Genomic DNA, 22,788 nt, shown 5'->3' with positions numbered 1-22,788 from the left:
CCAGCATCACGTCGTCGGCCTTCAGCTCCGCGACGCGGTTCGCCCACGCCTCGGCGGTGCCGTCGGAGAACCGCTGCTGCACCTCGTTGACCGGCTGGTCGATGCCGCCGGCGAGGTAGCAGGTGTCGAGCAGGGTGAGCCGGATGCCCGCGTCCGCCGCGGCCTCCCGCAGCGCGTACCCGAACTCGTTCGAGCGGTCGTGCACGTAGTGGAACTCGCCGACGGCCGAGACCCCGGCGAGCGCCATCTCCGCGTAGACCGCGCGGGCCAGGCGGTAGTAGGACTGCGGCGTCAGCTTGGACGCGAGCGCGTACATGCCCTCGCGCCACGTCCAGAACGTGCCGCCGCCGTCGTGCGTACGGCCGCGGAGCGCGCGGTGGAACGCGTGCGAGTGGGCGTTCGCGAAGCCCGGCACGACGACGCCGTACAACCGGCGCACGCCCAGCGGGATCGTGTCCACGGTGGACACACTCGCGATCTTCCCGTCCTCGACCCTGATCAGCACCCGGTCCGCGAGGCCGTCGGGCAACCAGGCCCGCTCGCACCAGAAGTTCATGACCCGAGGTGTTCGATCGTGGCGGCGAGGGCGCGCACGCCCTCGTCGACGTCGGCCTGCTCGGCGAACTCCTCCGGCGCGTGGCTCACGCCGGTCGGGTTGCGCACGAACAGCATCGCCGTCGGCACGTGGGCGGCGAGGATGCCGGCGTCGTGGCCCGCCCCCGTCGGCAACGCCGGAACGCCGCCGAGCGCACCCGCGATGTCGTCCCGCAGCGCGCTGTCGAAGTGCACCGTGTCCCCGTACGACTCCTCGGTGATCCGCAGCTCGCAGCCCTCCTCCTCAGCCGCCTGGCCGGCTGCCTCGGAGATCTCCGCGACCATCGCGCGGGTGCGTGCGTCGTCGCTGTCCCGCGCGTCCAGCCAGACGTCCACGGTGGACGCGATGACGTTGGTGCCACCAGGGTTGGGGACGAGCCTTCCCACGGTGGCACGGCCGCCACCCCTGGCCGCCTTCCTGGCGGCGAGGACGAGCCGGGACGCGGGGAGCATCGGGTCGCGGCGGTCCTCGATCAACGTCGCCCCGGCGTGGTTGCCCTCGCCGGAGAACGTGAAGCGCCACCGGCCGTGCGCGAGGATGCTGCTGGCCACGCCCACCGGCACGATGAGGCCGCGGCCCTGTTCGACGTGCAGCTCGACGAACCGGCCGATGCGCCGCAACGCCCGTTCGTCCCGTCCGACCAGGTCCGGGTCGTGGCCGGCCACCTTCATGGCCTCGGCCAGCGTGACGCCGTCCGGATCCTTGAGCGCCAGCGCCTTCCCGGGCGGGATGGCCCCGGTCAGGAGCCTGCTGCCGAGGCAGGCGACGCCGAACCGGCCGCCCTCCTCCTCGGCGAAGACCGCGATCGCGAACGGTCGTGCGGGCTGGAAGCCCTTGGCCTGCAACAGGTCAACGGCCTCCAGCGCCGACGTGACGCCGAGCGGGCCGTCGAACGCGCCGCCACCGGGCACGGAGTCGAGGTGGCTGCCGGTGACGAGCGCGTCGTCGCCGGGCTCGCCCCACCACGCCCACAGGTTGCCGTTCCGGTCGGTCTCCACGCCGAGACCGCGCCGGACCGCCTGCTCCACGAACCAGTGCCGCAGCTCCAGCTCGGGCTTGTCGTACCCGTGCCGCGAGTAGCCGCCGCGCTTCGAGTCCCTGCCGACGTCCGCGATCTGGTCGAGCATCAACCCTCCACCGGACTGTGCATCATCGGGATGCGGACGCCCTTGTCCGCGGCCACGGTCTTCGCCTCGTCGTACCCGGCGTCCACGTGCCGGATGACGCCCATGCCGGGGTCGTTGGTCAGCACGCGCTCGATCTTCTGCGCGGCCAGCTCGGTGCCGTCGGCGACGGTGACCTGGCCGGCGTGGATGGACCGCCCGATGCCCACGCCACCACCGTGGTGCAGCGACACCCACGTCGCACCCGAGGCCGTGTTGACCAGGGCGTTCAGCAGCGGCCAGTCGGCGATCGCGTCGGAGCCGTCGGCCATCGCCTCGGTCTCGCGGTACGGCGAGGCGACCGAGCCGCAGTCGAGGTGGTCGCGGCCGATGACGATCGGCGCGGACAGCTCACCGGAGGCGACCATCTCGTTGAACTTGAGGCCCGCCAGGTGCCGTTCGCCGTAGCCGAGCCAGCAGATGCGGGCGGGCAGGCCCTGGAACTCGACCCGCTCACCGGCCATCTTGATCCAGCGGTGCAGCTGCTCGTTCTCCGGGAACAGCTCCAGGATCGCCCTGTCGGTCTTCGCGATGTCGGCCGGGTCGCCGGACAGCGCGGCCCAGCGGAACGGGCCCTTGCCCTCGCAGAACAGCGGCCGGATGTAGGCGGGCACGAAGCCGGGGAACGCGAACGCCCGGTCGTAGCCGCCGAGCTGCGCCTCACCGCGGATCGAGTTGCCGTAGTCGAACACCTCGGCGCCGCGGTCGAGGAACCCGACCATGGCCTCGACGTGGTCGGCCATCGACTTGCGCGCGCGGTCGGTGAACTCGTCCGGCTTCGCGGCCGCGTAGTCCTGCCACTCGTCGAGCGGGACGCCGACCGGCAGGTACGCCAGCGGGTCGTGCGCCGAGGTCTGGTCCGTGACGATGTCGACGGGGACCTCGCGGCGCAGCAGCTCGGGCAGGACCTCCGCCGCGTTGCCCACGACGCCGACGGACACGGCCTCACCGGCGGCCTTCGCGGCCAGCACCCGTTCGATCGCCGAGTCCAGGTCGTCCGCGATCTCGTCGAGGTAGCGGGTCTCCAGGCGGCGCTGGGCGCGGTGCGGGTCGACCTCGACGCACAGCGCGACGCCCTCGTTCATCGTCACGGCGAGCGGCTGCGCGCCACCCATGCCGCCGAGGCCCGCGGTGACGGTCAGCGTGCCCTTGAGCGTGCCGTTGAAGCGCTTGGTGGCGACGGCGGCGAACGTCTCGAACGTGCCCTGCAGGATGCCCTGGGTGCCGATGTAGATCCACGACCCGGCGGTCATCTGCCCGTACATCGTGAGGCCCTCGGCCTCCAGGCGGCGGAACTCGGGCCAGTTCGCCCAGTCCGGCACGAGGTTCGAGTTCGCGATGAGCACCCGCGGCGCCCACTCGTGCGTGCGCATGACGCCGACCGGGCGGCCGGACTGCACGAGCAGCGTCTCGTCGGCCTCCAGGTTCCTCAGCTCACGCGAGATCGCCTCGAACGACGGCCAGTCGCGCGCCGCCTTGCCGGTGCCGCCGTAGACCACGAGGTCCTCGGGGCGCTCGGCGACGTCGGGGTCGAGGTTGTTGTGGAACATCCGCAGTGCGGCCTCGGTCGGCCAGCTCTTCGCGGTCAGTTCGGTGCCGCGGTCGGCGCGAACGGTGGTCATCACAGAGCTCCACTTCGAATCAGGGCCTCGGCGGCGGCGATCTCGGGCGCGAGGTGGCGGTCGGGGCCGGGGCCCTGGACGGTCTCGCGCAGCTTCGCCACGGCGGCGGCGGTCGCGGGGGCGGGCTTGAGGGGCGCGCGCAGGTCGAGGGCCCGCGCGGCGGTGAGCAGTTCGACGGCCAGCACGGTCGTGAGCCCGTCCACGGCCTTGCGCAGCTTGCGCGCGGCGGACCAGCCCATCGACACGTGGTCCTCCTGCATCGCCGACGACGGGATGGAGTCGACGGAGGCGGGCACGGCCAGGCGCTTGAGCTCGGACACGATCGCCGCCTGGGTGTACTGGGCGATCATGTGGCCCGAGTCGACACCGGGGTCGTCTGCGAGGAACGGCGGCAGGCCGTGCGAGCGGGAGACGTCGAGCATGCGGTCGGTGCGGCGCTCGGCGATCGAGGCCACGTCCGCGACCGGGATGGCGAGGAAGTCCAGCACGTACGCGACGGGCGCGCCGTGGAAGTTGCCGTTGGACTCGACCCGGCCGTCGGCCAGCACCACCGGGTTGTCGACGACCGACGACAGCTCGCGGTCGGCCACCGTCGCCGCGTACGCCACGGTGTCGCGGGCGGCGCCGTGCACCTGCGGGGAGCAGCGCAGCGAGTACGCGTCCTGCACGCGGGTGCAGTCGGGGCCGCGGTGCGAGGCGACGATCTCGGAGTCCCGCAGGAACGCGAGCATCCTGGCCGCCGAGAGGTTCTGACCGGGGTGCGGGCGCAGCGCGTGCAGCTCCGGCTCGAAGACGCGGTCGGTGCCGAGCAGGGCCTCGACGCTCATCGCGGCGGTGAGGTCGGCGACGTCGAGCAGCCTGGTCAGGTCGGCGATCGCGAGCGACAGCATGCCGAGCATGCCGTCGGTGCCGTTGATGAGCGCGAGGCCTTCCTTCTCGGCCAGCTGCACCGGCTCGATGCCCGCGGCCCTGAGCGCGTCGGCGGCCGGGACGAGCTCGCCGGCCGCGGTGCGGACCATGCCCTCGCCCATCAGCGCGAGCGCGCTCGCCGACAGCGGCGCCAGGTCGCCGGAACAGCCCAGCGAGCCGAACTCGTGCACCACCGGCGTGATGCCGGCGTTCAGCATCCCGGCCATCGCGTCGACGGTGGACAGCCGGACACCGGTGTGGCCGGTCGCGAGGGTGCGCAGCCGCAGCAGCATCAGCGCCCGCACGACCTCGCGCTCCACCTCGGGGCCGGAGCCGGCCGCGTGCGAGCGGATCAGCGAACGCTGCAGCTGGGCGCGGCGGTCCGGCGGGATGTGCCGGACGGCGAGCGCGCCGAACCCGGTCGAGACGCCGTAGGTGGGGCGTTCGGCCGTGGCGAGCTGCTCGATGTGGCCGCGGGCCGTGCTGACCGCCTCGCGGGCCGCCTCGGTGATCGCCACCGGCGCACCGTCGCGGGCGACGGCGTGGACGTCCTCCAGGGTCAGCGGCTTCGGACCCAGCTCCACCGGTTGTGTCATGCAGACATCACAGCGCTCCGGGACCGCCTCAGCGACCCCGGAGCGCTCGATCGTGTCTGGGACTCCAGACGCCTACAGGCCGCGGCCGATCCAGGCCGTGTCCGGCTGCTCGACGACCTCGACCTCGTTGACCAGCTCGACCAGCTCGTCGGACCAGGAGCCGGCCGTCGCCGAGATCCACAGGCCGCCGTCCTGGACCGCCACGGTGTTGCCGTTGCGCACGCCCTGCTTGCCGCGCACGGTCAGCGGTTCGTTCGGCGCGGGCAGCTCCGGCTTGTCCGTCGCCACCTGCACGGACACCGAGTTCCTGCCCAGCGACGAGTGCCACCTGTCCGGTGCGGTGCCGCGCACGACCTCGGCGTACCTGCCGTCGAGCTTGAACGGCGGCGCGTGCGTGATCTTGGCGTCGGCCCGCACCGACTCGGCCACGCGCAGGGCGATCTCCCGCGCGTCGCCCACCCCGGTCACGGACACGTCCAGGACGTCCTGCGCCTGCCAGACGACGGTGGCGGCGTCACCCCTGACCTGCACCCTGGCCTCCAGGCCGCGAACACGGGTCAGGTCCCACCCGCGGACGTCCGGCATCTCGCCGTGCACCCTGAGCACGAGGCCCGGGTTGCCGTAGGGCGCGGCGCCCGCGGGACCCCACACCCTGGTGGGCCCCGCGTTCGTGGCGCGGAGGCTCTCGACGAACCCGGCCGGCAGCCAGTGCGGTGCGTACTTGAACGGAACGCCCTTGCCGGCGTCCTGCGCGAGCGCCGCGGCGGCGTCGTTCGGGTTCGGCGGGGTGTACCGCTCGCTCGCGACGAGTCCCGTGAAGATCAGGACCGCGACGGCGGCGACTCCGGCGGTGGCGATGAGGAAGACGTTGCGCTGCCTTTTGCGCTTGCGGCGCAGCGCGTTCAACGTCGGTCCGGGGTGCGGGGTGCGTTCGGCGAGCTGGCCGAGCGCCTCCTTGATCAGCTGTTCGGTGTCGTTCACGACAGGCCCTCCCCGAGCCGCAACCCGACACCAGCGGGCTGCGGCGTGTGGTCCATCCGGAGTGTGGCCAGCGCACGTGAGATGTGGCTGCGCACGGTTCCCTCGGCACAACCGAGCATCTGTGCGATCTCCGAGTCCTCGTAGTTCTCGTAGTAGCGGAGCACCACGGCCGCCCGCTGTTTGCGGGGCAGCCTGGCGATCCGCTGCAACATGGCTTCCCGCTCGTCGTAGTGGTGCGTCGTGTCCCCGACCGGCGGTGTGACGGACTCCAGGGTGGTCGTGCAGAGGGCGACGTCCTTGGCGGCCCTGCGTCTGCGCCACGAGAGGTACTCGTTGGTCACCATGCGCTTGACGTAGGCGTGAGGGAGGTCGACTGAACCGATGCGGTCCCACTTCTGCTGCGCGCGCAGCAGGACTTCCTGGACCACGTCCTGGGCCAGGTGTGGGTCGCACGTGAGCACGGTGGCGTAGCGCAGCAACGGGGTCACCTGTTCTGCCACGAAGTCATCGAAACTCGGTGTCAATCCCGACCCCCTTCAAAACCGTCACACCACTCCAACGCACCCGCGGCCCGTTCTGTTGAGTGTGCACTGACGGCGGATCGGCGTGGGCTGGATCACGTGGGAAAATCACCGGTGTGGGCAGCAGCAGTGATGTTCCCGCGTTGCGGCGAGGGCTCGCGGTCCTGCGCCTGCTGGCCGGCCGTCCGGGCCCGGTCTCCGCGGCGTCGGTGGCGCGTGAGCTCAACCTGCCCAGGTCAACGACCTACCACCTGCTCTCGGAGCTGACCGAGGCCGGTTTCGCGACGCACTTCCCCGAGGAGAAGCGGTACGGCCTGGGCGTCGCGTCGTTCGAGCTCGGCTCCGCCTACCTGCGCCACGACCCGCTGGAACGGCTCGCGCGCCCGTTGCTGCGCAAGCTCGCCGACCGGATGGAGAAGGTCGCCCACCTGGGCGTCCTGCACGGCTCGGAGGCGCTGTACCTGGTCCGCGAGCAGCCCCGGCAACCCCAGTCGATCGTCTCCGACGTCGGCGTCCGCCTGCCCGCCCACCTGACCGCCTCCGGCCGCGCCATGCTCGCCCACCTGCCCCCGGCGCAGGTCAGGGCGGTGTTCCCGTCGGTGGCGGCGTTCGTCGACCGCACCGGCCGCGGCCCGCACAACCTCCCGGCGCTGCGGCGGCTGCTGACCGTCGAACGACGGCAGGGCTGGGCCGTCGAGGACGGGTTCGTGACGGCCGGCTTCGCCTCGGTGGCGGCCCCGGTGTTCGACCACGGCGAGCGCCCGATCGCGGCGATCACGCTGACGTTCCGCCACCTGTGCGACACGCCGTGCGGTCAGACGTGGCCGGACCTGGCGAAGGAGGTCCGCAAGGCCGCCGAGGAGCTGACCGCGCGGATCGGCGGTCACGCGGCGACGCCCTGACCGCTCGTCCCGGCTGGAACGACCTGGGTTGAAGAGTTCGGGTTCGAGCCGCCGCGGTTCGCGGTGGTCAGGGAGCACGGCCGGATCGTCGGGTACGTCAAGCCCAGGTGTCCGAGGAGGAGGCGAACCGCTACCTCGCCCTGGTCACCGTCGTGGTGTTGCCGAGCCACCGGCGCAGGGGCATCGGCACGTCGTTGTTGCGCGCCGTACTGGGTCTGACGAGCGGCCGGACGATCGCGGAGTCGTGGGCCGTGTTCCAGGGCACCGGCCGGTGAGGGCTTCGCCGCCGCACGCGGCTTCCGGACGGTGACCTCGATGACGCGGCAACGGCTGGACGTGACCGAACTGCCGGAGGTCAGCGAGCTTCCGGCCGGGTATGAGCTGGTCACCTGGACGGGCCGGGTTCCGGCTCATCGCGGCAAGGGGCTGGGCCGGCTCATGAAGACGCGCATGATGCGCGAGCTGACCGGCATCGAGGTCGTCCTCACGCGCACCAGCAGCCAGAACGAGCACATGCTCCGGGTGAACCACGCCCTGGGCTACCGCGACCAGTTCGTCTACCTCGCGGTGCAGGCGAAGATCGCCGACCTGGCGGCGTGACAAGGGCGTCTGCAAGTACCACCAACAGCGTGTTGGTAGTACTTGCAGACGCCCGAGAGGCAGAGCGTCAGAGGCCGACCGAGGCCAGCCAGTCCTTCGCGACCTTGTCCGGCTCCGGCTTGTCCGGCGCCGCCAGCTTGGCGTTCAGGTCGAGCAGCGTCTTCGTGTCGAGCTTCTTCGAGATGCCGTTGAGAATCCCGCGGACCTGCTCCGACGCCTTCTTCTCGTTGATCAGCGGCAGCACGTTCTGCGCCGCGAACACGCTCTTCGGGTCCTCCAGCGCCACGAACTCGTTGGCCGAGATGGCGGTGTCGGTGGTGAAGAGGTCGGCGGCCTGCACCGTGCCGTCCTTCAGGCCCGCGACGGTGACCGGGCCACCGACGTCGAGCGCCTTGAAGGACTTGAACTCGCAGTTGTACTTCTCCTTCAGGCCGGGCAGGCCGTCGGGACGGGTCTGGAACTCCGGCGGGCCGCCGAAGACCATCTCCTTGCAGTACGGGACGAGGTCCTCGATCGACTTGAGGCTGTACTGGGCAGCGGTCTGCTTGGTGACGACGACCGCGTCCTTGTCCTCGGCCGCGGACTTGTCCAGCACGGTCAGGCCCTGCGGCAGCGACTTCTTCAGCGCCGTGTAGACCTCTTCCGCGGCCACCTCGGTCGCGTTCTTGTTGACGTGCTTGAGCAACACGCCGGTGTACTCGGGGATCAGGTCGATGGAACCGTCCTGGACGCCCTTGAAGTACAGCTCCCGGTTGCCGATGTTGAGCTTCTTGGAGACCTTGACGCCCTTGGCGGACAGGGCTTCCGCGTAGATCTCGGCGAGCAGGCGGGACTCCGGGAAGTTGCCGGAGCCCACGACGATCGTGTCCGTCGGGGCCGGGTTGTTGCCACCTCCGCCGGACAACGGGTCACCACCGCACGCCGACAGGAGCACGACCGCAGCAACAGCCGTGGCGATGCGCTTCATTTCTTTCCTCCGGTTCCCACTGGACGCAGCCCTGGCGAGACCGTCAGCCGTTGCAGTCCGGCGAACGCCAGGTCGACGAGGACGGCGAGCAGTGCGACGAGCACCGCGCCGGCGAGCATCTGACCGAATTCCTGGAGGGCGAGGCCGTCGAAGACGAACCTGCCCAGACCACCCGCGCCGGTGTAGGCGGCGATGGTGGCCGTGGCGACGACCTGGAGCGCGGCGCCCCGGAAACCGCCGTAGATCAGGGGAAGAGCGTTCGGAATCTCCACCTTCAGCAGCACGCCCGACTCGCGCATGCCGACACCGCGCGCGGCGTCGACGATCGCCGGGTCCACCGCGCGGATGCCCGCGTACGCGCCCGCCATGATCGGCGGGATCGCCAGCAGCACCAGCGCGACGTACACGGGGAAGTCGCCCAGCCCCGCCCACAGCACGACGAGGATCAGCACCGCCGTCGTCGGCAACGCCCGCAGCGCGTTCGACAGCCCGACGACGACGAACCCGCCACGGCCGGTGTGGCCGACGAACGCACCGAGCGGCACGGCGATCACGGCCGCGATCAGCAGCGTGAAGAACGTGAACCCGAGGTGTTCCAGCAGCCGCACCGGAATCCCGGTCTCACCGCTCCAGTGCGCGGGGTCGAAGAGCCAGCCCATCGCTCAGCTCACCTCCCCACCCGTGCCCACGGCGTGAGCAGCCGTCCGGCCAGCAGCAGCACCCCGTCCGCGAGCACCGCCAGCACCACCGTGCCGATGAGGCCCGCGACGACCTTCTCGGTGTGGTCGTTCTGGTAGCCCTCGGTGAAGAGCTGGCCGTACCCGCCGAGGCCGACGAGCGCGCCGACGCTGACCATGCTGATGTTCGACACCGTCGCGACCCGCAGACCCGCCACCGTGACCGGCAGCGCCAGCGGGAACTCGACGGTGAGGAACCGGCGCAACGGCCGGTAGCCCATCGCGTTCGCCGCCGCCACCACGTTGCCGGGCACCGCGGCGAGCGCGTCGGCGACCGAGCGCACCATCAGCGCCACCGTGTAGACCACCAGCGGCACGATGACGTTGATCTCGTCGAGGATCTGCACGCCGAGCAGCACCGGCGTGATCACGATCAGCGCGATGGACGGGATCGTGAACAGGATGTTGGAGAGCGGGAACAGCACCGCGCGCGCCGGCTGCGACCGGCTGGCCCACCACCCGAGCGGGATCGAGAGCACGAAACCGATCACCACCGGCAGGAGGGCGAGCCGGACGTGAACCTCCGTGACTTCCCAGAACTTCTCCCAGTTCTCGAAAATCCAGTTCACTTGGGGACCTCACCCGCCGCGCGGGCCTTCGCGAGGGCCTTGATCACGTCGTCGGCCCGCACGACGCCGATCACCGCGCCGGAGCCGTCGACGGTGACGCCGAGCGCGGACGGCGAGCTGAGCGCCGCGTCGAGCGCGCCGCGCAACGAGCCGCCGTCGTAGAGGGACCCGCCGGAGACGAGGTGGTCCTCGCTGACCAGCACCTCACCGTCCACTCCGGACAGCCAGCCCTTCGGCCTGTTCTGTTCGTCGACGGCGAGCGTCCAGTCGGTGACGGTGACGCGTTCGCCGATCCTGGCGGTGGCGACGGGGTGCACGGGCACGTCCGCGTGCAGGAACGTCAGGGTGCGGTAGCCGCGGTCCCTGCCGACGAACGACGCCACGAAGTCGTTGGCGGGCGCGCTCAGCAGCTCGGCCGGCCGCGCGTACTGCGCCAGGTGGCCGCCGGTCTGGAACACGGCGACCCGTTCGCCGAGCTTGAGCGCCTCGTCGATGTCGTGGGTGACGAACACGATGGTCTTGTCGAGCTCGGCCTGCAACCGCAGCAGCTCGTTCTGCAGGTCCTCGCGCACGACCGGGTCGACGGCGCTGAACGGCTCGTCCATCAGCAGCACCGGCGGGTCGGCGGCGAGCGCGCGGGCGACGCCGACGCGCTGCTGCTGGCCGCCGGAGAGCTGCGCCGGGTACCGCTTGCCGAAGCTCGGGTCCAGCCCGACGATCTCCAGCAGCTCCGCGGCGCGCGTGCGGGCCTTGCGTCTGTCCCAACCGGACAGCAGCGGCACCGTGGCGACGTTGTCGAGGACGGTGCGGTGCGGGAACAGCCCGGCCTGCTGGATGACGTAGCCGATGCCGCGCCGCAACGTGGGCGGGTCGACCTCGAGCACGTCCTCGCCGTCGACCAGGATCGTGCCCGAGGTGGGGTCGATCATGCGGTTGACCATGCGCAGCGACGTCGTCTTGCCACATCCGGAAGGACCGACGAACACCGTGATGGTACCCGCCTCGACCACGAGGTCGAGCTGATCGACAGCGATGGTCCCGTCCTCGAACCGCTTGGTGACGGCCCGGAACTCGATCACCCTTCGGATCCCTCCGGTCGTGACGGTCTCCCCGGTTCGGACCGCCCTGGATGCAGATCCCTGAGACCTTAACTCGTTCGGCGTACCCCGGCACAGCGTTCCAGAATGTGACAGCCCGTATGGTTTACCGCTTGTGACGATCGACCAGGTGCGCACGCTGCTGTCCGACCGCGGCGTGCACGCGCGCAAGCTCCGCGAGGTGTTGTCCCTGCTCAGCCAGGACTGGCACCCGCTGGCGGAGCTGGTGCGCCTGCCCGCTGTCCCCCGCCGCACGGTCCAGGACCTGCTGAAAGCCCTCGGCGACGACGCCGAATCTTCAGGTGATCGTTACCGCATCGCGCCGAAGCTGGTCCCCGCCTACCGCGAGGCGTTCGCCGTCGCCGGCGTGCGCGACCACACCGACGTGCTGCGCCAGATCCTCGTCGACATCGCCGACGTGCCACCGCCGTTGTCCTCGTTGGACCACGTGCAGGCCACCGCGGAGACCGCACTCCACCGCGCCGTGCACCTGAACTCGGTCTACGACCTCGCGGGCAAGCACCTGCTGTGCCTGGGCGACCACGACCTGACCTCGCTGGCGGTCGCCGCGGTGAACCCCGCGGTGTCCATCACCGTCGTGGACCTCGACGAGCGCCTGCTGGAGTTCATCGACTCGCGCGCCCGCGACCGCGGCCTCACCATCAGAACCTTGCACTGCGACATGCGTTTCGGCCTGCCCGCGTCCGTGCTGGAGTCGGCGGACCTCGTGTTCTCCGACCCGCCGTACACGCCGGAGGGCATGGCCCTGTTCGCCGGCCGCGCGGTGGAGGCCTTGTCCGACATCGCTTCGGGCCGCGTGCTGCTCGCCTACGGCTTCTCCGACCGCACCCCGGCACTGGGCCTGAAGGTGCAGCAGGAACTGCAGAAGCTCGGCCTCGTCTTCGAGGCGATCCTGCCCGCGTTCCACCGCTTCGACGGCGCCCAGGCCATCGGCTCGGCCGCCGACCTGTACGTCTGCCGCCCGACGGGCCGCCGCGCGGTGACCGGCGGCACCCGCATCTACACCCACGGCGCGCAGTCCGTGGAGTCCACCGGCCCGTCCCGCGAGGCCCTCGCCGCCCTGTCCGAACTGGCCCCCCGCCCCGAGTCCTCCCCACCCCCGAAGCCGCGCGCCGCCGGGTGGGCCGAACCGGTCGGCAAGGGCGCGGCGTCCCTGGCCGTCGACCTGTCCGCGGACCCAGGCCCGTGGCTGCTGCGGACGCTGCTGGCGTCCTCCCCCGCCCGCCTGGCCTGCCTGGTGCCGAACAACCACCCGGCCGTGTCGTCGGCGGCGGGCCAGCAGGAGCTGCAGTCGCTCGTGCGCACCCGCTTCACGCTCAAGTTCCTGCGCAACAAGCCGGACGGCAAGACCACGATCGTGGTCGCCGACCAGGTCCTGCACGGCTCGCTGTCCCTCGGCGACCGGGTCGTGCGCGAGGTCCTGATGAAGGCGCACGGCAAGCTGCGCAACGTCTGGCGCGAGGCGCTGATCACGGCCTCGCAGGGCCTGCTGACCAAGCGGCAGGCGGCCGAGGTCGTGGACAACGCCGCGGCGGACTCGGAGGACCTGGAGCTGCGGTTGATCGACCTGCCGAAGCACCGGATCGCGGCGTTGCTGCCGGAGGTGTCGGCCAGCGCGCGGTACGTGGAGCGGCCGGAGGGCTAGTCACCGTGGCGCAGGAGGTCCCAGGTCAGCCGAGCGTCCTCGGCGTCGTCGCCCACGGCACGCCATGCGTGGTGCTCCGGTTCGTCCAACACGGAGGCCTGTGCGAAACGGCCGTTCGCCGGAGGCGGACCCAACTGCTCCAGCAGCACGTCGGCGTCGTCCACCAGCGAGGTGAGGAACGCCAGGTCCTCCAGATGCCGGGAGCCGAAGGCCGCAGCGGGCGACCGGTGCGCCTCGCCCGCGTAGGCGGCGACCTTGAGACAGAGGGCTCGGGCCAGGTCCGGAAGCACAACGGCGCCCGTCCGCCTCGGTACTCGGCACGCACGGCGACACGGTTGCGCAGCGCGGCAAGGCCGCCGTACACCTCGATCGTCCGCCCCGGCGGCGTCGTGGTCAGGTCGGGTGGTGGCCGGACCCCGGCCGGCGCGAGGACGTCGACGCGTTCGTCGTTCGCACCGATGTACCTGTGCGTCGAGTCGTCCGGGCTCGCCGGATCGACCCGGTATCCCAGGCCTTGCAACACCTCGACGGCATCGCGCAGGCATGACGGGACCAACTGCACGTCGAAGAGCACGTCCACGTCCCGGGTGACCCTGACAGGTTGACGCCCCAGGACTGCACCGTGCAGGTAGACCATCACCCCGCCGATGATCACGTGGTCCGCCGGCAGCGCCTCGCTCAGATCGAGCAGGCTCGGCCACAGCGTCGAGTCGCCGAGTTCGGGCAGCACGGCCGTTCCCGCGACGTGCAGATCAGGCCAACGCGCGAAGATCATCGCGCAACGTTACCTAATATGGGTGAGCAGTTCCTGAGCAGCTCCACGTGACCGTTCGTCGCCCAAGTCCAGCAAATCCGCTGCGGCAACGGCTTTCGGCACGTACGGCGCGCCGAACACCATCTCCTCGACAGACCGGGGCAGCCCTCCAGGAAGGACACGCACAGTCACATTCGGCTTCGGCGAATCCCAACTGCTGCCCCTCATGCGCGCAAGCGCGTCGAACGCCTCGACAGAGGTCAGCAGCTCCGCGCGCGGCTCGTCCGCCGAGACCAGTGCGGCCTCGTGGTGGTTCGCGGCTCGGACGCCGCCGATCGCGACGCCCGGCAACTCCTCGGCACGACGAAGAACGTTCGCCAGCATGCGCGCACAGCGGACGTCCGCACGCCTGGCCAGCAATCGGGGCCAGTCGCTCAGGGGTCGCTGCGCATAGCGCTTCACGCGAACCAGTTCCGAAGGGGACAGCCAGTCCACGTGCGCACCTGACGCGTGAGCGAGCACGGCCCAAGCGATCCGCGGCGACCACGGTTGTCCGCGCTGCGGCTTCTCGACGTGCAGCCGCCGGTGGACCGCGTCAGCGTCGACCAGCAGGTCGCGCCCGGGTTTGACGGCGTTCAGCCGTCCTGCTGCCACCAGGTCCCGGACCTGCGCAGCGGACACCCCGAGCCGTTGGGCCGCTTCGGCGACCGAAAGCCATCCGACCAAGCTCATCCGCTGTCCTCCGATTTACAGTATACCCCGCATTAGGTGGGGGTTACTGTAAAAACGCAGGTGAGGGAACTGCTCACCCCGCACGGGGGATGTGCAGGGGCCCGAGGGCCAGTATCGCCCTGAACTCCTTCGGCGGCACCGGCCGGGAGAACAGCCACCCCTGGTATGCGTCCACCCCGACCCCGCGCAGCACGTGGAACTGCGTGGCCGTCTCCACGCCCTCGGCCACGCACTTGCGCCCCATCGCCCGCGCCATGTCGACGACCGCGCGGGCGACGGCGAAGTCGGAGGAGTCGTTGCCCACGCCGGAGACGAAGCGGCGGTCCACCTTGATGATCTGGGCCGGCAGGTCCTTCAGGCGCGCCAGCGACGAGTAGCCGGTGCCGAAGTCGTCCACCGCGAACTGGACGCCGCGCTGCACCAGCTCGTCCATCGACTGGCGGACCCGCGAGGGCAGGTCGACCAGTGCGGTCTCGACGAGTTCCAGCACGACCCGGTCCCACGGCACGCCGGACTCGAGGATCGCGGTCGACACGATGTCGACGAACTCGGGGTCACCGGGCACCAGGCCGGCGAGGTTCACGGCCACCGACACCGGGCGGCCGTCGGGTGCGGGCCAGGTCGCGGCCTCCTTCAGCGCGGTGCGGAGCACCCAGCGGTCGAGCTCGCGCATCAGGTCGCCCTGTTCGGCGACCGGCAGGAACACGTCGGGTGGCAGCAGGCCGCGGTCGGGGTGCGGCCAGCGGACGAGGGCCTCGGCGGTCAGGACCGAGCCGTCGACGCCGACGACCGGCTGGTAGTGCAGTGCGAGGCCGTCGTGCTGCAGTGCCTCGCGCAGCTGGCCCTCCAGGTGCACCTGGCGGTCGGCGGAGGCGATCAGCGCGGCGGAGGCGAGGGACACGCGACCGGCGCCGTTGCGCTTGGCCTCGAACATCGCCGCGTCCGCGAAACGCAGCAGGTCCGCGCCGTTCGCGCGGGAACCGTTCGGCACCGCGGCGCCGATGGAGGCGGACACGCGGACGAGCTGGCCGTGCACGGGGACCGCGGTCCGCAACAGGGACGCCACGCGGGTCGCCAGTGCGTCGACACCGCCCACGGCGTCGATGTCCTCACAGATGATCACGTACTCGTCGCCGGACAACCGCGCGGCCGTGCACCCGTCCGGAAGGCCGCCCTCCAGCCTGCGCGCCAAGGCGACCAGCAGCTCGTCGCCGGCGTCGTGGCCGAGGGAGTCGTTGACGCGCTTGAAGTTGTCGATGTCGCAGAAGAAGACGGCGACCTTCGACCGGCCGGGACCGTCCAGGAGCCGGCCGAGGATCTCCTTCACCAGCGCGCGGTTCGGCAGGCCGGTCAGCTCGTCGTGGGTGGCCTGGTGGCGCAGGGCCTCGGCGGCGCGGCGGCGTTCGGTGATGTCGAGGAACACGATCAGCCAGAAGCGGCGGCCGTCGTCCTGCACGGACAACGCGATGTGCAGCTCGCAGTACACCTTCTCGCCGTCGGGGCGGACGAGGATGCGCTGCGGGATCTTCTGCGTGCGCTCGGCGGCCCACTGCAGGCCGGGCGAGGTGTCCTCGGGGTGCGTGAGCTGCTCCGCGGTCATGCCGCGCAGCTGTTCCAGCTCCATGCCGAGCAGGTCGCACAACGCGTCGTTGGCGTCCACGAGCCGTTCGCCCTCGTCGAACAGGCCGATGCCCACCGGCGTCACGGACACGAGGTCGGTGAAGCGCTGCGAGGAACGCTTCATGCGCGCCTCGGCGGCACGCTGCTCGGTGACGTCCTGGGCGGTGCCGACGGCGAGCTGCTGGCCGTGGTTGTCGCGGACGATCATGCCGTGGCAGCGGAAGACGCGGGTCTGGCCGTCGTGGCGCACGAGCCGGTGCTCGCACTGGACGGGCACCTCGTCGCGGGCGAGCTGGCGCCACAGGTCGTCGACCCAGCCGCGGTCCTCCGGGTGGATCAGGTCGAGGTAGGTCTCGTAGCGGCTGCTGGCGTCCTCCGGCAGGCCGTAGAGCTCGCGCAGCATGTCCGACCACACCGTCTCGTCGGTGGCCGGGTTCCACTCCCACGTGCCCAGCCGTGCCGCCTGCTGGGCATCGGCCAATCTTCGGCGGTCGTCGCGCAGCTGGCGTTCCAGCGCGCGGGCCTCGGTGACGTCCTGGATGGTGCCGTGGAAGCGCTCGATCCGGCCGAACGAGGAGATCTCCGCGCGGGCGCGGCAGATGTAGACGCGGTCGCCGGACTCGCTGCGGACCTCGACCTCCACCGGGTCGTTGTCCTGCGCGTGCAGCAGCCGGTGGCGCAGGTCGGTGACGGCCTGGCGGTCGTCCGGGTGCACGCCGCAGAGCAGGTCGTCGTCCGGTGTCATGCCCAGCTCGGCGTACATCTCCAGCAGCACCTCGCTGCGGTGCACGGCGCGGGTGCCGGTCTCGTAGGCCCAGCTGCCGATCCTGGCGATGCGCTGGGCCTCCAGCAGCCGTGCGCGTTCCTGGGCGAGATCGGTGGCCGCGCGCTTCGACTCGGTGATGTCGCGGATGTAGCCGGTGATCTTGTCGAGCCTGCCGTCGGTGAGCCGCGCCTCGGCCACGCCGCGGATCCACCGCAGCTGGCCGTCCGGGCGGACGATCCGGTACTCGATGTCTATCGGGTCGCCGGTGATCTCGCGGCCGTGCCAGTACGACTCGACCATGTCGTAGTCGTCGGGGTGCACGACGTCGAGCACGGCCTGCGCGCCGGGGACGACCTTGCCGCGGGTGATGCCGAGCAGCTCGTAGTGGGTGTCCGACCACACCGTCAGACCGGTCTCGGGGTCGTACTCCCACGACCCGAGCTGGGCGACCCGCTGGACCTTGCGCAGCCGCCGCTGTTCGTCACGCAGCGCGTCCGCCGCCGCGGAGAGGTCGGACACGTCGATCAGGAGGACGGCCTGCAGCCCGGTGCCGGGAACCGCGTGCCGGGCCACCCGCACGGGCAGCAGCGTGCCGTCCGCGCGGGACAGCCGGAGGTCGGAGGAGTTGCCCAGCAGCAGCTCGCCCAGCGGGTGCCCGACGAGGTCGTCGGCCCCCTGCGCGCCGGCCAGCCCGACGGCGGCCGGGTTCGCCCGCATGACGACGCCTTTGGTGTCGACCAGCAACGACGGCGCGTCGGGCAGGGTCAGCCCGTCCAGCGTCACCGGCGGCTTCTCCGCCTCCTGAGCAGCCGCCGATCTGGCACGGCCGTTCACCACCGTCGCGCGTCCCACCCACTTGGGCACCGGCCCACCCTCTCCCGCATTAGCCGCCCGCGGCAATTCGGGTGGGCACGACAACGGCACCCGAACGGCGGCAAACACGAACCCTCTCCCCGGGTGAACACCCGAGGAGAGGGACGGTAGCGCTTCGGAGCGTCATCGCCCACCCCTGCACGGGTTAACGAAAAGCCACGTTCGTGGTTCCGCTCAACCGCGTGATGCACAAAGGTGGCAAATACGCGCGCCGCTCCGCTGTGGCGTTCGCCGAGATCAGACCACGCCGTCTGCCTTCGCCGCCACCGCGACGGCCGCGGCGACCTCGGGACCGACCCGCGGGTCGAGCGCGGACGGAACAATTCGGTCTGGGCCCAAATCATCTTTCGCGACCGCCAGAATGGCGTCGGCCGCGGCGAGTTTCATGCCCTCGGTGATCCGGCGCGCGCCCGCGTCCAATGCGCCGCGGAAGATGCCGGGGAACGCGAGCACGTTGTTGATCTGGTTGGGGAAGTCGCTGCGGCCGGTCGCGACGATCGCGGCGTGCCGTGCGGCGACCTCCGGGTGCACCTCGGGGTCCGGGTTGGAGAGCGCGAACACGATCGAGCCGCTCGCCATGCTCGCGATCAGGTCCTCCGGCACCTTCGACGACGAGACGCCGATGAAGACGTCCGCGCCGCGCAGGGCCACGTCGATGCCGCCGTCGAGGCCGGAGGTGTTGGTGAGCGCCGCGATCTCCTCCTTGACGGGGTTGAGACCGGCCCTGCCCGTGCGGACGATGCCGCGCGAGTCGAGCAGCGTGATGTCACCGGCGCCGGCGGCGATGAGGATCTTGGCGATGGCGATGCCGGCGGCACCCGCACCGGAGATGACCACCCGCTGGTCGCCGATGCCCTTGCCGAGGACCTCGTTCGCGCCGTTGAGCGCGGCCAGCGACACCACGGCGGTGCCGTGCTGGTCGTCGTGCATGACCGGGCAGTCGAGCGCCTCGACCAGCTTCCGCTCCAGCTCGAAGCAGCGCGGTGCGGAGACGTCCTCCAGGTTGACCGCGCCGAACGACGGGCGCAGCCGCACGAGCGTCTCGACGATCTCGTCCACGTCCGTCGTGTTGAGCACGAGCGGGATGGAGTCGAGGCCGCCGAAGGTCTTGAACAGCGCCGACTTGCCCTCCATGACGGGCAGCGACGCGCTGGGGCCGATGTCGCCGAGGCCGAGCACGGCGGTGCCGTCGCTCACGACGACGACCAGCCGGTGCGCCCAGGTGTACCGGGCGGCGAGGCTCGCGTCCTGCGCGATCGCCCTGCTCACCCGAGCGACACCGGGGGTGTACGCGATGGACAGCGCTTTGGGGTCAGCGAGCGAGGCGGTCGCACCCACCTCGAGCTTCCCGCCCAGGTGCGCGGTGAAGATCTCCTCGTCCGTCAGCTGCGTCGGATCGGAGTTCTCGGTACGGGCTTCGTTCACTGCTGTCACGGCGTCCCTCCTGCGGTGCGGGCGGCGTAGTGGCCCCTCTAGCTGTGGGCTCATCACCAAACGGCGCACCGGCCCAGCGTTGTCACACCGGGTACACGGGGCCTGGAAACTCGGTCGACGTCCTCCGACGAGTTGCGTCCGGGAACAGTCCGAGTGCTGCGGGTGGAGCGAAGTGTGGCAGGACCGGACCGACCTGTCTGCGGCGGGGATCACACTTTTTCCGCAGGTCAGAGGGCATGTAGCAAGACGTCCGTCCGGTTTTCTGCACCGACCGGTCGGTTTATGCAGGCAGGAAGCACCCGATCGGTCAAGAAAACATGACGCCTTAGAGTGACGGCATGCAGGCGAGTTCGCTGAAAATCGACGGCGCTTTCGAGTTCACGCCCCGGACCTTCCCCGACGACCGCGGCGTGTTCGTCTCGCCGTACCAGGAGGCGGCGTTCGTCGAGGCGGTCGGCCACCCGCTGCGGGTCGCCCAGACCAACCACAGCGTCTCGCGCGCCGGGACGATCCGCGGCATCCACTACGCGGACGTCCCGCCCTCCCAGGCGAAGTACGTGTTCTGCCCGCGCGGCTCGTTCATCGACGTGGTCGTCGACATCCGGGTGGGCTCGCCGACGTTCGCCCAGTTCGACGCGGTGCTGGTGACGGCGCAGAAGTGCAACGCCGTCTACCTGGCGGAGGGCCTCGGCCACGCGATGATCGCGCTGGAGGACGACACGACCATGAACTACCTGTGCTCCACCCCGTACAACCCCTCCGGCGAACACGGCCTCACCCCGCTCGACCCGGCCCTCGACCTGCCGTGGCCGCGCGAGATCGAGTTCCTGCTCTCGGAGAAGGACACCGCCGCCCCGACCCTGGCCGAGGCCTACGAGGCCGGCGTCCTCCCCCGCTACGAGGACTGCGTGGCCCTGTACGCGTCCCTCAAAGCCTGAACCGCGGCCGCGGCCACAACCGCGCCCTGACGACCCCGAGCACCTCGGCCGGCCCGAGCTGCCCGGAGTCCGTGCTGGCGAACGGGTTGTCCCCCACCACGTGCCACCCGCCGTCCACCAGGTGGGAGGCGCGCTTGACCGACAGCTGATCGGGCCGCTGCGCCCACCTGACCAGCACGACGTCACCGGCCCTGGGGCGCGCACCCCAGCTGACCAGCACGACGTCCTCACTGCGCAGCGCTGGTGCCATCGACGGTCCGCGGACGAGCACGGTGGAAAGGCGCGGTCTCAACGATCACCCTTCGGTCAGCCGGAGTAGGGTCCTACTTGTCGGAGCATCCACTGTTTTCACTCTGGGAGGAACGATGCGACTCGTGTCGCGCATTCTCCGCCCGCGCGTCGAAGCCACCGCGCACTGCGACCTGCCCTGCGGCGTCTACGACCCCGCGCAGGCCCGCATCGAGGCCGAGTCCGTCAAGGCGGTCCAGGAGAAGTACCAGGCCAACGAGGACCCGGAGTTCCGGGAGCGCGCCGTCCTGATCAAGGAGCAGCGCAGCGAGCTCGTCAAGCACCACCTGTGGGTGCTGTGGACGGACTACTTCAAGCCGCCGCACTTCGAGAAGTACCCCGAGCTGCACGACCTCTTCAACCGCGCCACCAAGGCGGCGGGTGCGTCGGGCACCAAGGGCTCGATGGACCCGGCGACGGGGCAGCAGCTGCTGGACCTGATCGCGCAGATCGACAAGATTTTCTGGGAGACCAAGCAGGGCTGAGGTCAGAGCCTTGTAAACGACGCTGACCAGCGAAGACCTCTTTCGTCGGTCAGCGTCGTTTGTCGTCTCTTGGCGTTGTTTCACGGCCCCAGGACGGCCCCAGTCAGTCCACTTTAGACAGTGTATCGCCAAGCCGTTGCAACGATTCGTGCATGAACGAAGATTGACACCCATTCGAACGTATGTGCGATGGTGTACAGGTGCGGATGACATGGCGGCAAGCAGCGCATTTCGACAATCAGGTGGACCTGCTGCGCAAGCTCGCCAACACTTCCACACGGTTCACAGTCGCCGAGGTGGATGGCCAACCCGTGCTCGTTGATGATCGCCTGGCAACCGGTGAATGCGTGCGGATCGACGGCCCATCAGCACCGGACCTGATGCGACATCTGTTCCACCTCAACCACTACGCGTTCTTATCGCTCATCGGCCTTCTCGAAGCAGCCCGTGGGACCAAGGCCGAGTCAGAGGCGGTCGAGTTCCTGCGACGCCTGAAGCTCGACCGAGACCCCGTGCGACAGTCCGAGAAAAGCTGAGCCTGAGGTGGTGAGCGGACAAGCCTTCGCACTCCAGAGCACCCCAAACAATTCCGAAACTTGCCCTCTTCGCTCGTGCCGACTCAGTGACCGGGCGCTACACAGCGAGCTGATGGCCGTGATCGTCCGCGCTCTGATTGAGCACATGGTTGGCTGACGAGATGGCCCCCTGGTTGTCGGCTATCGCCGCATCTCTCGCGCTGATCACGACCACTACAACACTGATCATCGGCCTGTTGGATCGACGGCGTGCACAAGCAGGACAGGTCTCGGTGCACGTGAACGTACTGCAGGACAGCAGGCCGCCGTTCGCAACGCTCACCGTGGCGTTCTACAACCTCAGCAGCTTGCCCGTTGCGAACGTAGAGCTGAGGCTCGCTTGGCGCGGAATGCCCGTTGGCGCACCTGAGCGGATCGCCTCGCTCCCTCCGCAGAATGCTGATCTTGTTCAGCCTCGGATCGATAAGTGGATCAACCAGGCTCTCCAGGAAGCAGCCATGCAGGATCCAGGAGGCGCTGATCAACTTGGCTTGTCAGTTACGTTCACGGATTCCAACGGTCGACGTTGGAATCGGGATCAACTTGGTCGCCTGACGGTCGTTCGCGGACATGAGAACCCGCGCCTCGCCGCCTAGTGCATTGCTCCTCTTCTATCGGAGCGACTGATCAGCCGCGGAGTTCCATCGTGCGGAGGTCCTGTGGATCAGCCGATGCCAGCATGACCAGCGGCGTAGGAGCGTCCTCGGCTTAGCTGACGACCGACGTTCCACGCATGTTCCAGGGACCGCGCGCCCCGACCGACCGGCGCAGTGAAGCGGATGTCGGGCGGGCCGGGGTGGATGGCCGCAGCTGCATATGGTTCGAGGGCAAGCCTGTGGGCTGGGCGACGCCGTCAAGGCGTTGAGCTGTCCACAGGCGCGGCAGCCGAGCGCCAAGACCAGCCTGATCACGCTGCCCACTCGGCGCTCGTCCCAACGTGCACTCGGATCTTGTGGTTCAACGAATCGACCCACGGCGGTTGCTCAGCCGCTTGTCCTCACGATCTCGGCGATCTGCCTAGCCACATCGTGAGGACCCTCATGTTCCCAGAACCGCAGCACTGTCCAACCCGCCTCGTTCAGCCGGCGGTTGGTGTCCACGTCGCGCTCACGGTTCGCCTGCACTTTGTTGGCCCAGAAACCCTCGTTGGCCTTCGGAGCTGTGTGGTGGTCAGGACAGCCGTGCCAGAAGCAGCCATCCACGAACACCGCGACCTTCGCGCGGATGAAGACCAGGTCAGCAGTACGACGCAAGGAGGGAACCGGCCGATATGAGACTCGATAGCGAAGCCCAAGCGCGTGCACGGCTCGACGGACAGCCAACTCCGGCCCCGTGTCACGCCCACGGTTCGACCGCATGCTCGCCCGGACCCCTGGAGACGACGCCCACGAGGGCTCA

The 22,788-nt window shown here is 70.1% G+C and carries 23 protein-coding genes and 1 pseudogene; 8 read left to right on the top strand and 16 right to left on the bottom strand.

All coding sequences use genetic code 11. The features are described 5' to 3' along the window. Window positions 1-13: 13 nt before the first annotated feature. The 6 genes and pseudogenes from ACVDFE_RS11220 to ACVDFE_RS11195 form a co-directional block, all read right to left on the bottom strand. A pseudogene (locus ACVDFE_RS11220) lies at window positions 14-556 on the bottom strand (amidohydrolase family protein); the annotation flags it as partial. Next, window positions 553-1,722: an allantoate amidohydrolase gene (locus ACVDFE_RS11215; RefSeq protein WP_458430384.1), complete on the bottom strand. Its 1,170-nt coding sequence runs from the start codon at window positions 1,720-1,722 to the stop codon at window positions 553-555. The gene ACVDFE_RS11215 and the pseudogene ACVDFE_RS11220, both read right to left, overlap by 4 nt. Further along, window positions 1,722-3,383 (bottom strand): urocanate hydratase, encoded by a 1,662-nt coding sequence (gene hutU / locus ACVDFE_RS11210; protein WP_360395191.1) that lies wholly within the window; start codon window positions 3,381-3,383, stop codon window positions 1,722-1,724. The genes ACVDFE_RS11215 and hutU overlap by 1 nt, the downstream gene beginning before the upstream one ends. Then, a complete protein-coding gene (gene hutH / locus ACVDFE_RS11205; protein ID WP_360395189.1) occupies window positions 3,380-4,885 on the bottom strand; it encodes a histidine ammonia-lyase in 1,506 nt (501 codons plus the stop codon). Before hutH ends, hutU begins: the two co-directional genes overlap by 4 nt. A gap of 72 nt (window positions 4,886-4,957) precedes the next feature. Then, window positions 4,958-5,866, bottom strand: a complete 909-nt coding sequence (locus ACVDFE_RS11200) for a hypothetical protein (RefSeq protein WP_360395186.1) — start codon at window positions 5,864-5,866, stop codon at window positions 4,958-4,960. Then, window positions 5,863-6,390, bottom strand: a complete 528-nt coding sequence (locus ACVDFE_RS11195) for a SigE family RNA polymerase sigma factor (RefSeq protein ID WP_360395183.1) — start codon at window positions 6,388-6,390, stop codon at window positions 5,863-5,865. Before ACVDFE_RS11195 ends, ACVDFE_RS11200 begins: the two co-directional genes overlap by 4 nt. A gap of 113 nt (window positions 6,391-6,503) precedes the next feature. On the opposite strand from ACVDFE_RS11195, the gene ACVDFE_RS11190 reads away from it, so the two are divergent. The 3 genes from ACVDFE_RS11190 to ACVDFE_RS11180 all read left to right on the top strand — a co-directional run bounded on the left by ACVDFE_RS11190 (window position 6,504) and on the right by ACVDFE_RS11180 (window position 7,889). Further along, window positions 6,504-7,289, top strand: coding sequence for an IclR family transcriptional regulator (locus ACVDFE_RS11190; protein ID WP_458430383.1), 786 nt, complete (start codon window positions 6,504-6,506; stop codon window positions 7,287-7,289). A gap of 107 nt (window positions 7,290-7,396) precedes the next feature. Further along, window positions 7,397-7,564, top strand: a complete 168-nt coding sequence (locus ACVDFE_RS11185; protein WP_458430382.1) for a GNAT family N-acetyltransferase — start codon at window positions 7,397-7,399, stop codon at window positions 7,562-7,564. Between the two features lie 40 nt (window positions 7,565-7,604). Next, window positions 7,605-7,889 (top strand): hypothetical protein, encoded by a 285-nt coding sequence (locus ACVDFE_RS11180; protein ID WP_458430381.1) that lies wholly within the window; start codon window positions 7,605-7,607, stop codon window positions 7,887-7,889. 67 nt (window positions 7,890-7,956) lie between these two features. Here ACVDFE_RS11180 and ACVDFE_RS11175 read toward each other — a convergent pair whose 3' ends face one another. Genes ACVDFE_RS11175 through ACVDFE_RS11160 form a run of 4 tightly spaced genes read right to left on the bottom strand, consistent with a single transcriptional unit; the run spans window position 7,957 to window position 11,241 of the window. Next, complete coding sequence (locus tag ACVDFE_RS11175) at window positions 7,957-8,856, bottom strand: ABC transporter substrate-binding protein (RefSeq protein ID WP_360395177.1); 900 nt, start codon at window positions 8,854-8,856, stop codon at window positions 7,957-7,959. Beyond that, the gene (locus tag ACVDFE_RS11170) at window positions 8,853-9,515 is read right to left on the bottom strand and encodes an ABC transporter permease (protein ID WP_360395174.1); all 663 of its coding nucleotides are present in this window, start codon (window positions 9,513-9,515) and stop codon (window positions 8,853-8,855) included. The genes ACVDFE_RS11175 and ACVDFE_RS11170 overlap by 4 nt, the downstream gene beginning before the upstream one ends. An 8-nt stretch (window positions 9,516-9,523) precedes the next feature. Further along, entirely contained in the window at window positions 9,524-10,162 is a 639-nt protein-coding gene (locus ACVDFE_RS11165; protein WP_360395171.1) for an ABC transporter permease, read from the bottom strand. Continuing rightward, window positions 10,159-11,241 (bottom strand): ABC transporter ATP-binding protein, encoded by a 1,083-nt coding sequence (locus ACVDFE_RS11160; protein WP_360395169.1) that lies wholly within the window; start codon window positions 11,239-11,241, stop codon window positions 10,159-10,161. Before ACVDFE_RS11160 ends, ACVDFE_RS11165 begins: the two co-directional genes overlap by 4 nt. Before the next feature lie 133 nt (window positions 11,242-11,374). Here ACVDFE_RS11160 and ACVDFE_RS11155 point away from each other — a divergent pair, with 133 nt between their 5' ends. Continuing rightward, entirely contained in the window at window positions 11,375-12,925 is a 1,551-nt protein-coding gene (locus tag ACVDFE_RS11155) for a bis-aminopropyl spermidine synthase family protein (RefSeq protein WP_360395166.1), read from the top strand. On the opposite strand, the gene ACVDFE_RS11150 is transcribed toward ACVDFE_RS11155, so the two are convergent. The 4 genes from ACVDFE_RS11150 to ACVDFE_RS11135 form a co-directional block, all read right to left on the bottom strand. Next, on the bottom strand, window positions 12,922-13,215 hold the full coding sequence (locus ACVDFE_RS11150) for a hypothetical protein (protein WP_458430380.1): 294 nt from the start codon (window positions 13,213-13,215) through the stop codon (window positions 12,922-12,924). The genes ACVDFE_RS11155 and ACVDFE_RS11150 overlap by 4 nt on opposite strands. A 494-nt stretch (window positions 13,216-13,709) precedes the next feature. Further along, window positions 13,710-14,411, bottom strand: a complete 702-nt coding sequence (locus ACVDFE_RS11145; protein WP_458430379.1) for a helix-turn-helix domain-containing protein — start codon at window positions 14,409-14,411, stop codon at window positions 13,710-13,712. 73 nt (window positions 14,412-14,484) lie between these two features. After that, window positions 14,485-17,661: a bifunctional diguanylate cyclase/phosphodiesterase gene (locus ACVDFE_RS11140; RefSeq protein ID WP_360395158.1), complete on the bottom strand. Its 3,177-nt coding sequence runs from the start codon at window positions 17,659-17,661 to the stop codon at window positions 14,485-14,487. Window positions 17,662-17,907: 246 nt separating this feature from the next. Then, window positions 17,908-19,056, bottom strand: coding sequence for an NAD(P)-dependent malic enzyme (locus ACVDFE_RS11135; RefSeq protein ID WP_360395666.1), 1,149 nt, complete (start codon window positions 19,054-19,056; stop codon window positions 17,908-17,910). A 386-nt stretch (window positions 19,057-19,442) separates the two neighbouring features. Here ACVDFE_RS11135 and ACVDFE_RS11130 point away from each other — a divergent pair, with 386 nt between their 5' ends. Continuing rightward, window positions 19,443-20,042 (top strand): dTDP-4-dehydrorhamnose 3,5-epimerase family protein, encoded by a 600-nt coding sequence (locus tag ACVDFE_RS11130; RefSeq protein WP_360395155.1) that lies wholly within the window; start codon window positions 19,443-19,445, stop codon window positions 20,040-20,042. On the opposite strand, the gene ACVDFE_RS11125 is transcribed toward ACVDFE_RS11130, so the two are convergent. Next, window positions 20,032-20,313: a S24 family peptidase gene (locus ACVDFE_RS11125; RefSeq protein WP_360395664.1), complete on the bottom strand. Its 282-nt coding sequence runs from the start codon at window positions 20,311-20,313 to the stop codon at window positions 20,032-20,034. The two genes, ACVDFE_RS11130 and ACVDFE_RS11125, sit on opposite strands and share 11 nt — an antisense overlap. A gap of 94 nt (window positions 20,314-20,407) precedes the next feature. Here ACVDFE_RS11125 and sodN point away from each other — a divergent pair, with 94 nt between their 5' ends. The 3 genes from sodN (at window position 20,408) to ACVDFE_RS11110 (ending at window position 21,986) form a co-directional block, all read left to right on the top strand. Further along, window positions 20,408-20,815, top strand: coding sequence for a superoxide dismutase, Ni (gene sodN, locus ACVDFE_RS11120; protein ID WP_065916284.1), 408 nt, complete (start codon window positions 20,408-20,410; stop codon window positions 20,813-20,815). A 200-nt stretch (window positions 20,816-21,015) separates the two neighbouring features. After that, window positions 21,016-21,351: a hypothetical protein gene (locus ACVDFE_RS11115; protein ID WP_458430378.1), complete on the top strand. Its 336-nt coding sequence runs from the start codon at window positions 21,016-21,018 to the stop codon at window positions 21,349-21,351. A gap of 149 nt (window positions 21,352-21,500) precedes the next feature. Continuing rightward, window positions 21,501-21,986, top strand: coding sequence for a hypothetical protein (locus ACVDFE_RS11110; protein ID WP_458430377.1), 486 nt, complete (start codon window positions 21,501-21,503; stop codon window positions 21,984-21,986). 387 nt (window positions 21,987-22,373) lie between these two features. Here the strand turns inward: ACVDFE_RS11110 and ACVDFE_RS11105 are convergent, their stop codons facing one another. Next, the gene (locus tag ACVDFE_RS11105) at window positions 22,374-22,748 is read right to left on the bottom strand and encodes a very short patch repair endonuclease (protein WP_458430376.1); all 375 of its coding nucleotides are present in this window, start codon (window positions 22,746-22,748) and stop codon (window positions 22,374-22,376) included. Window positions 22,749-22,788 lie beyond the last annotated feature (40 nt).

The organism is Lentzea chajnantorensis, assembly GCF_054300775.1.
Note: the sequence above shows the minus strand (reverse complement) of the source record. Positions and strands in the feature narration are given on the sequence as shown.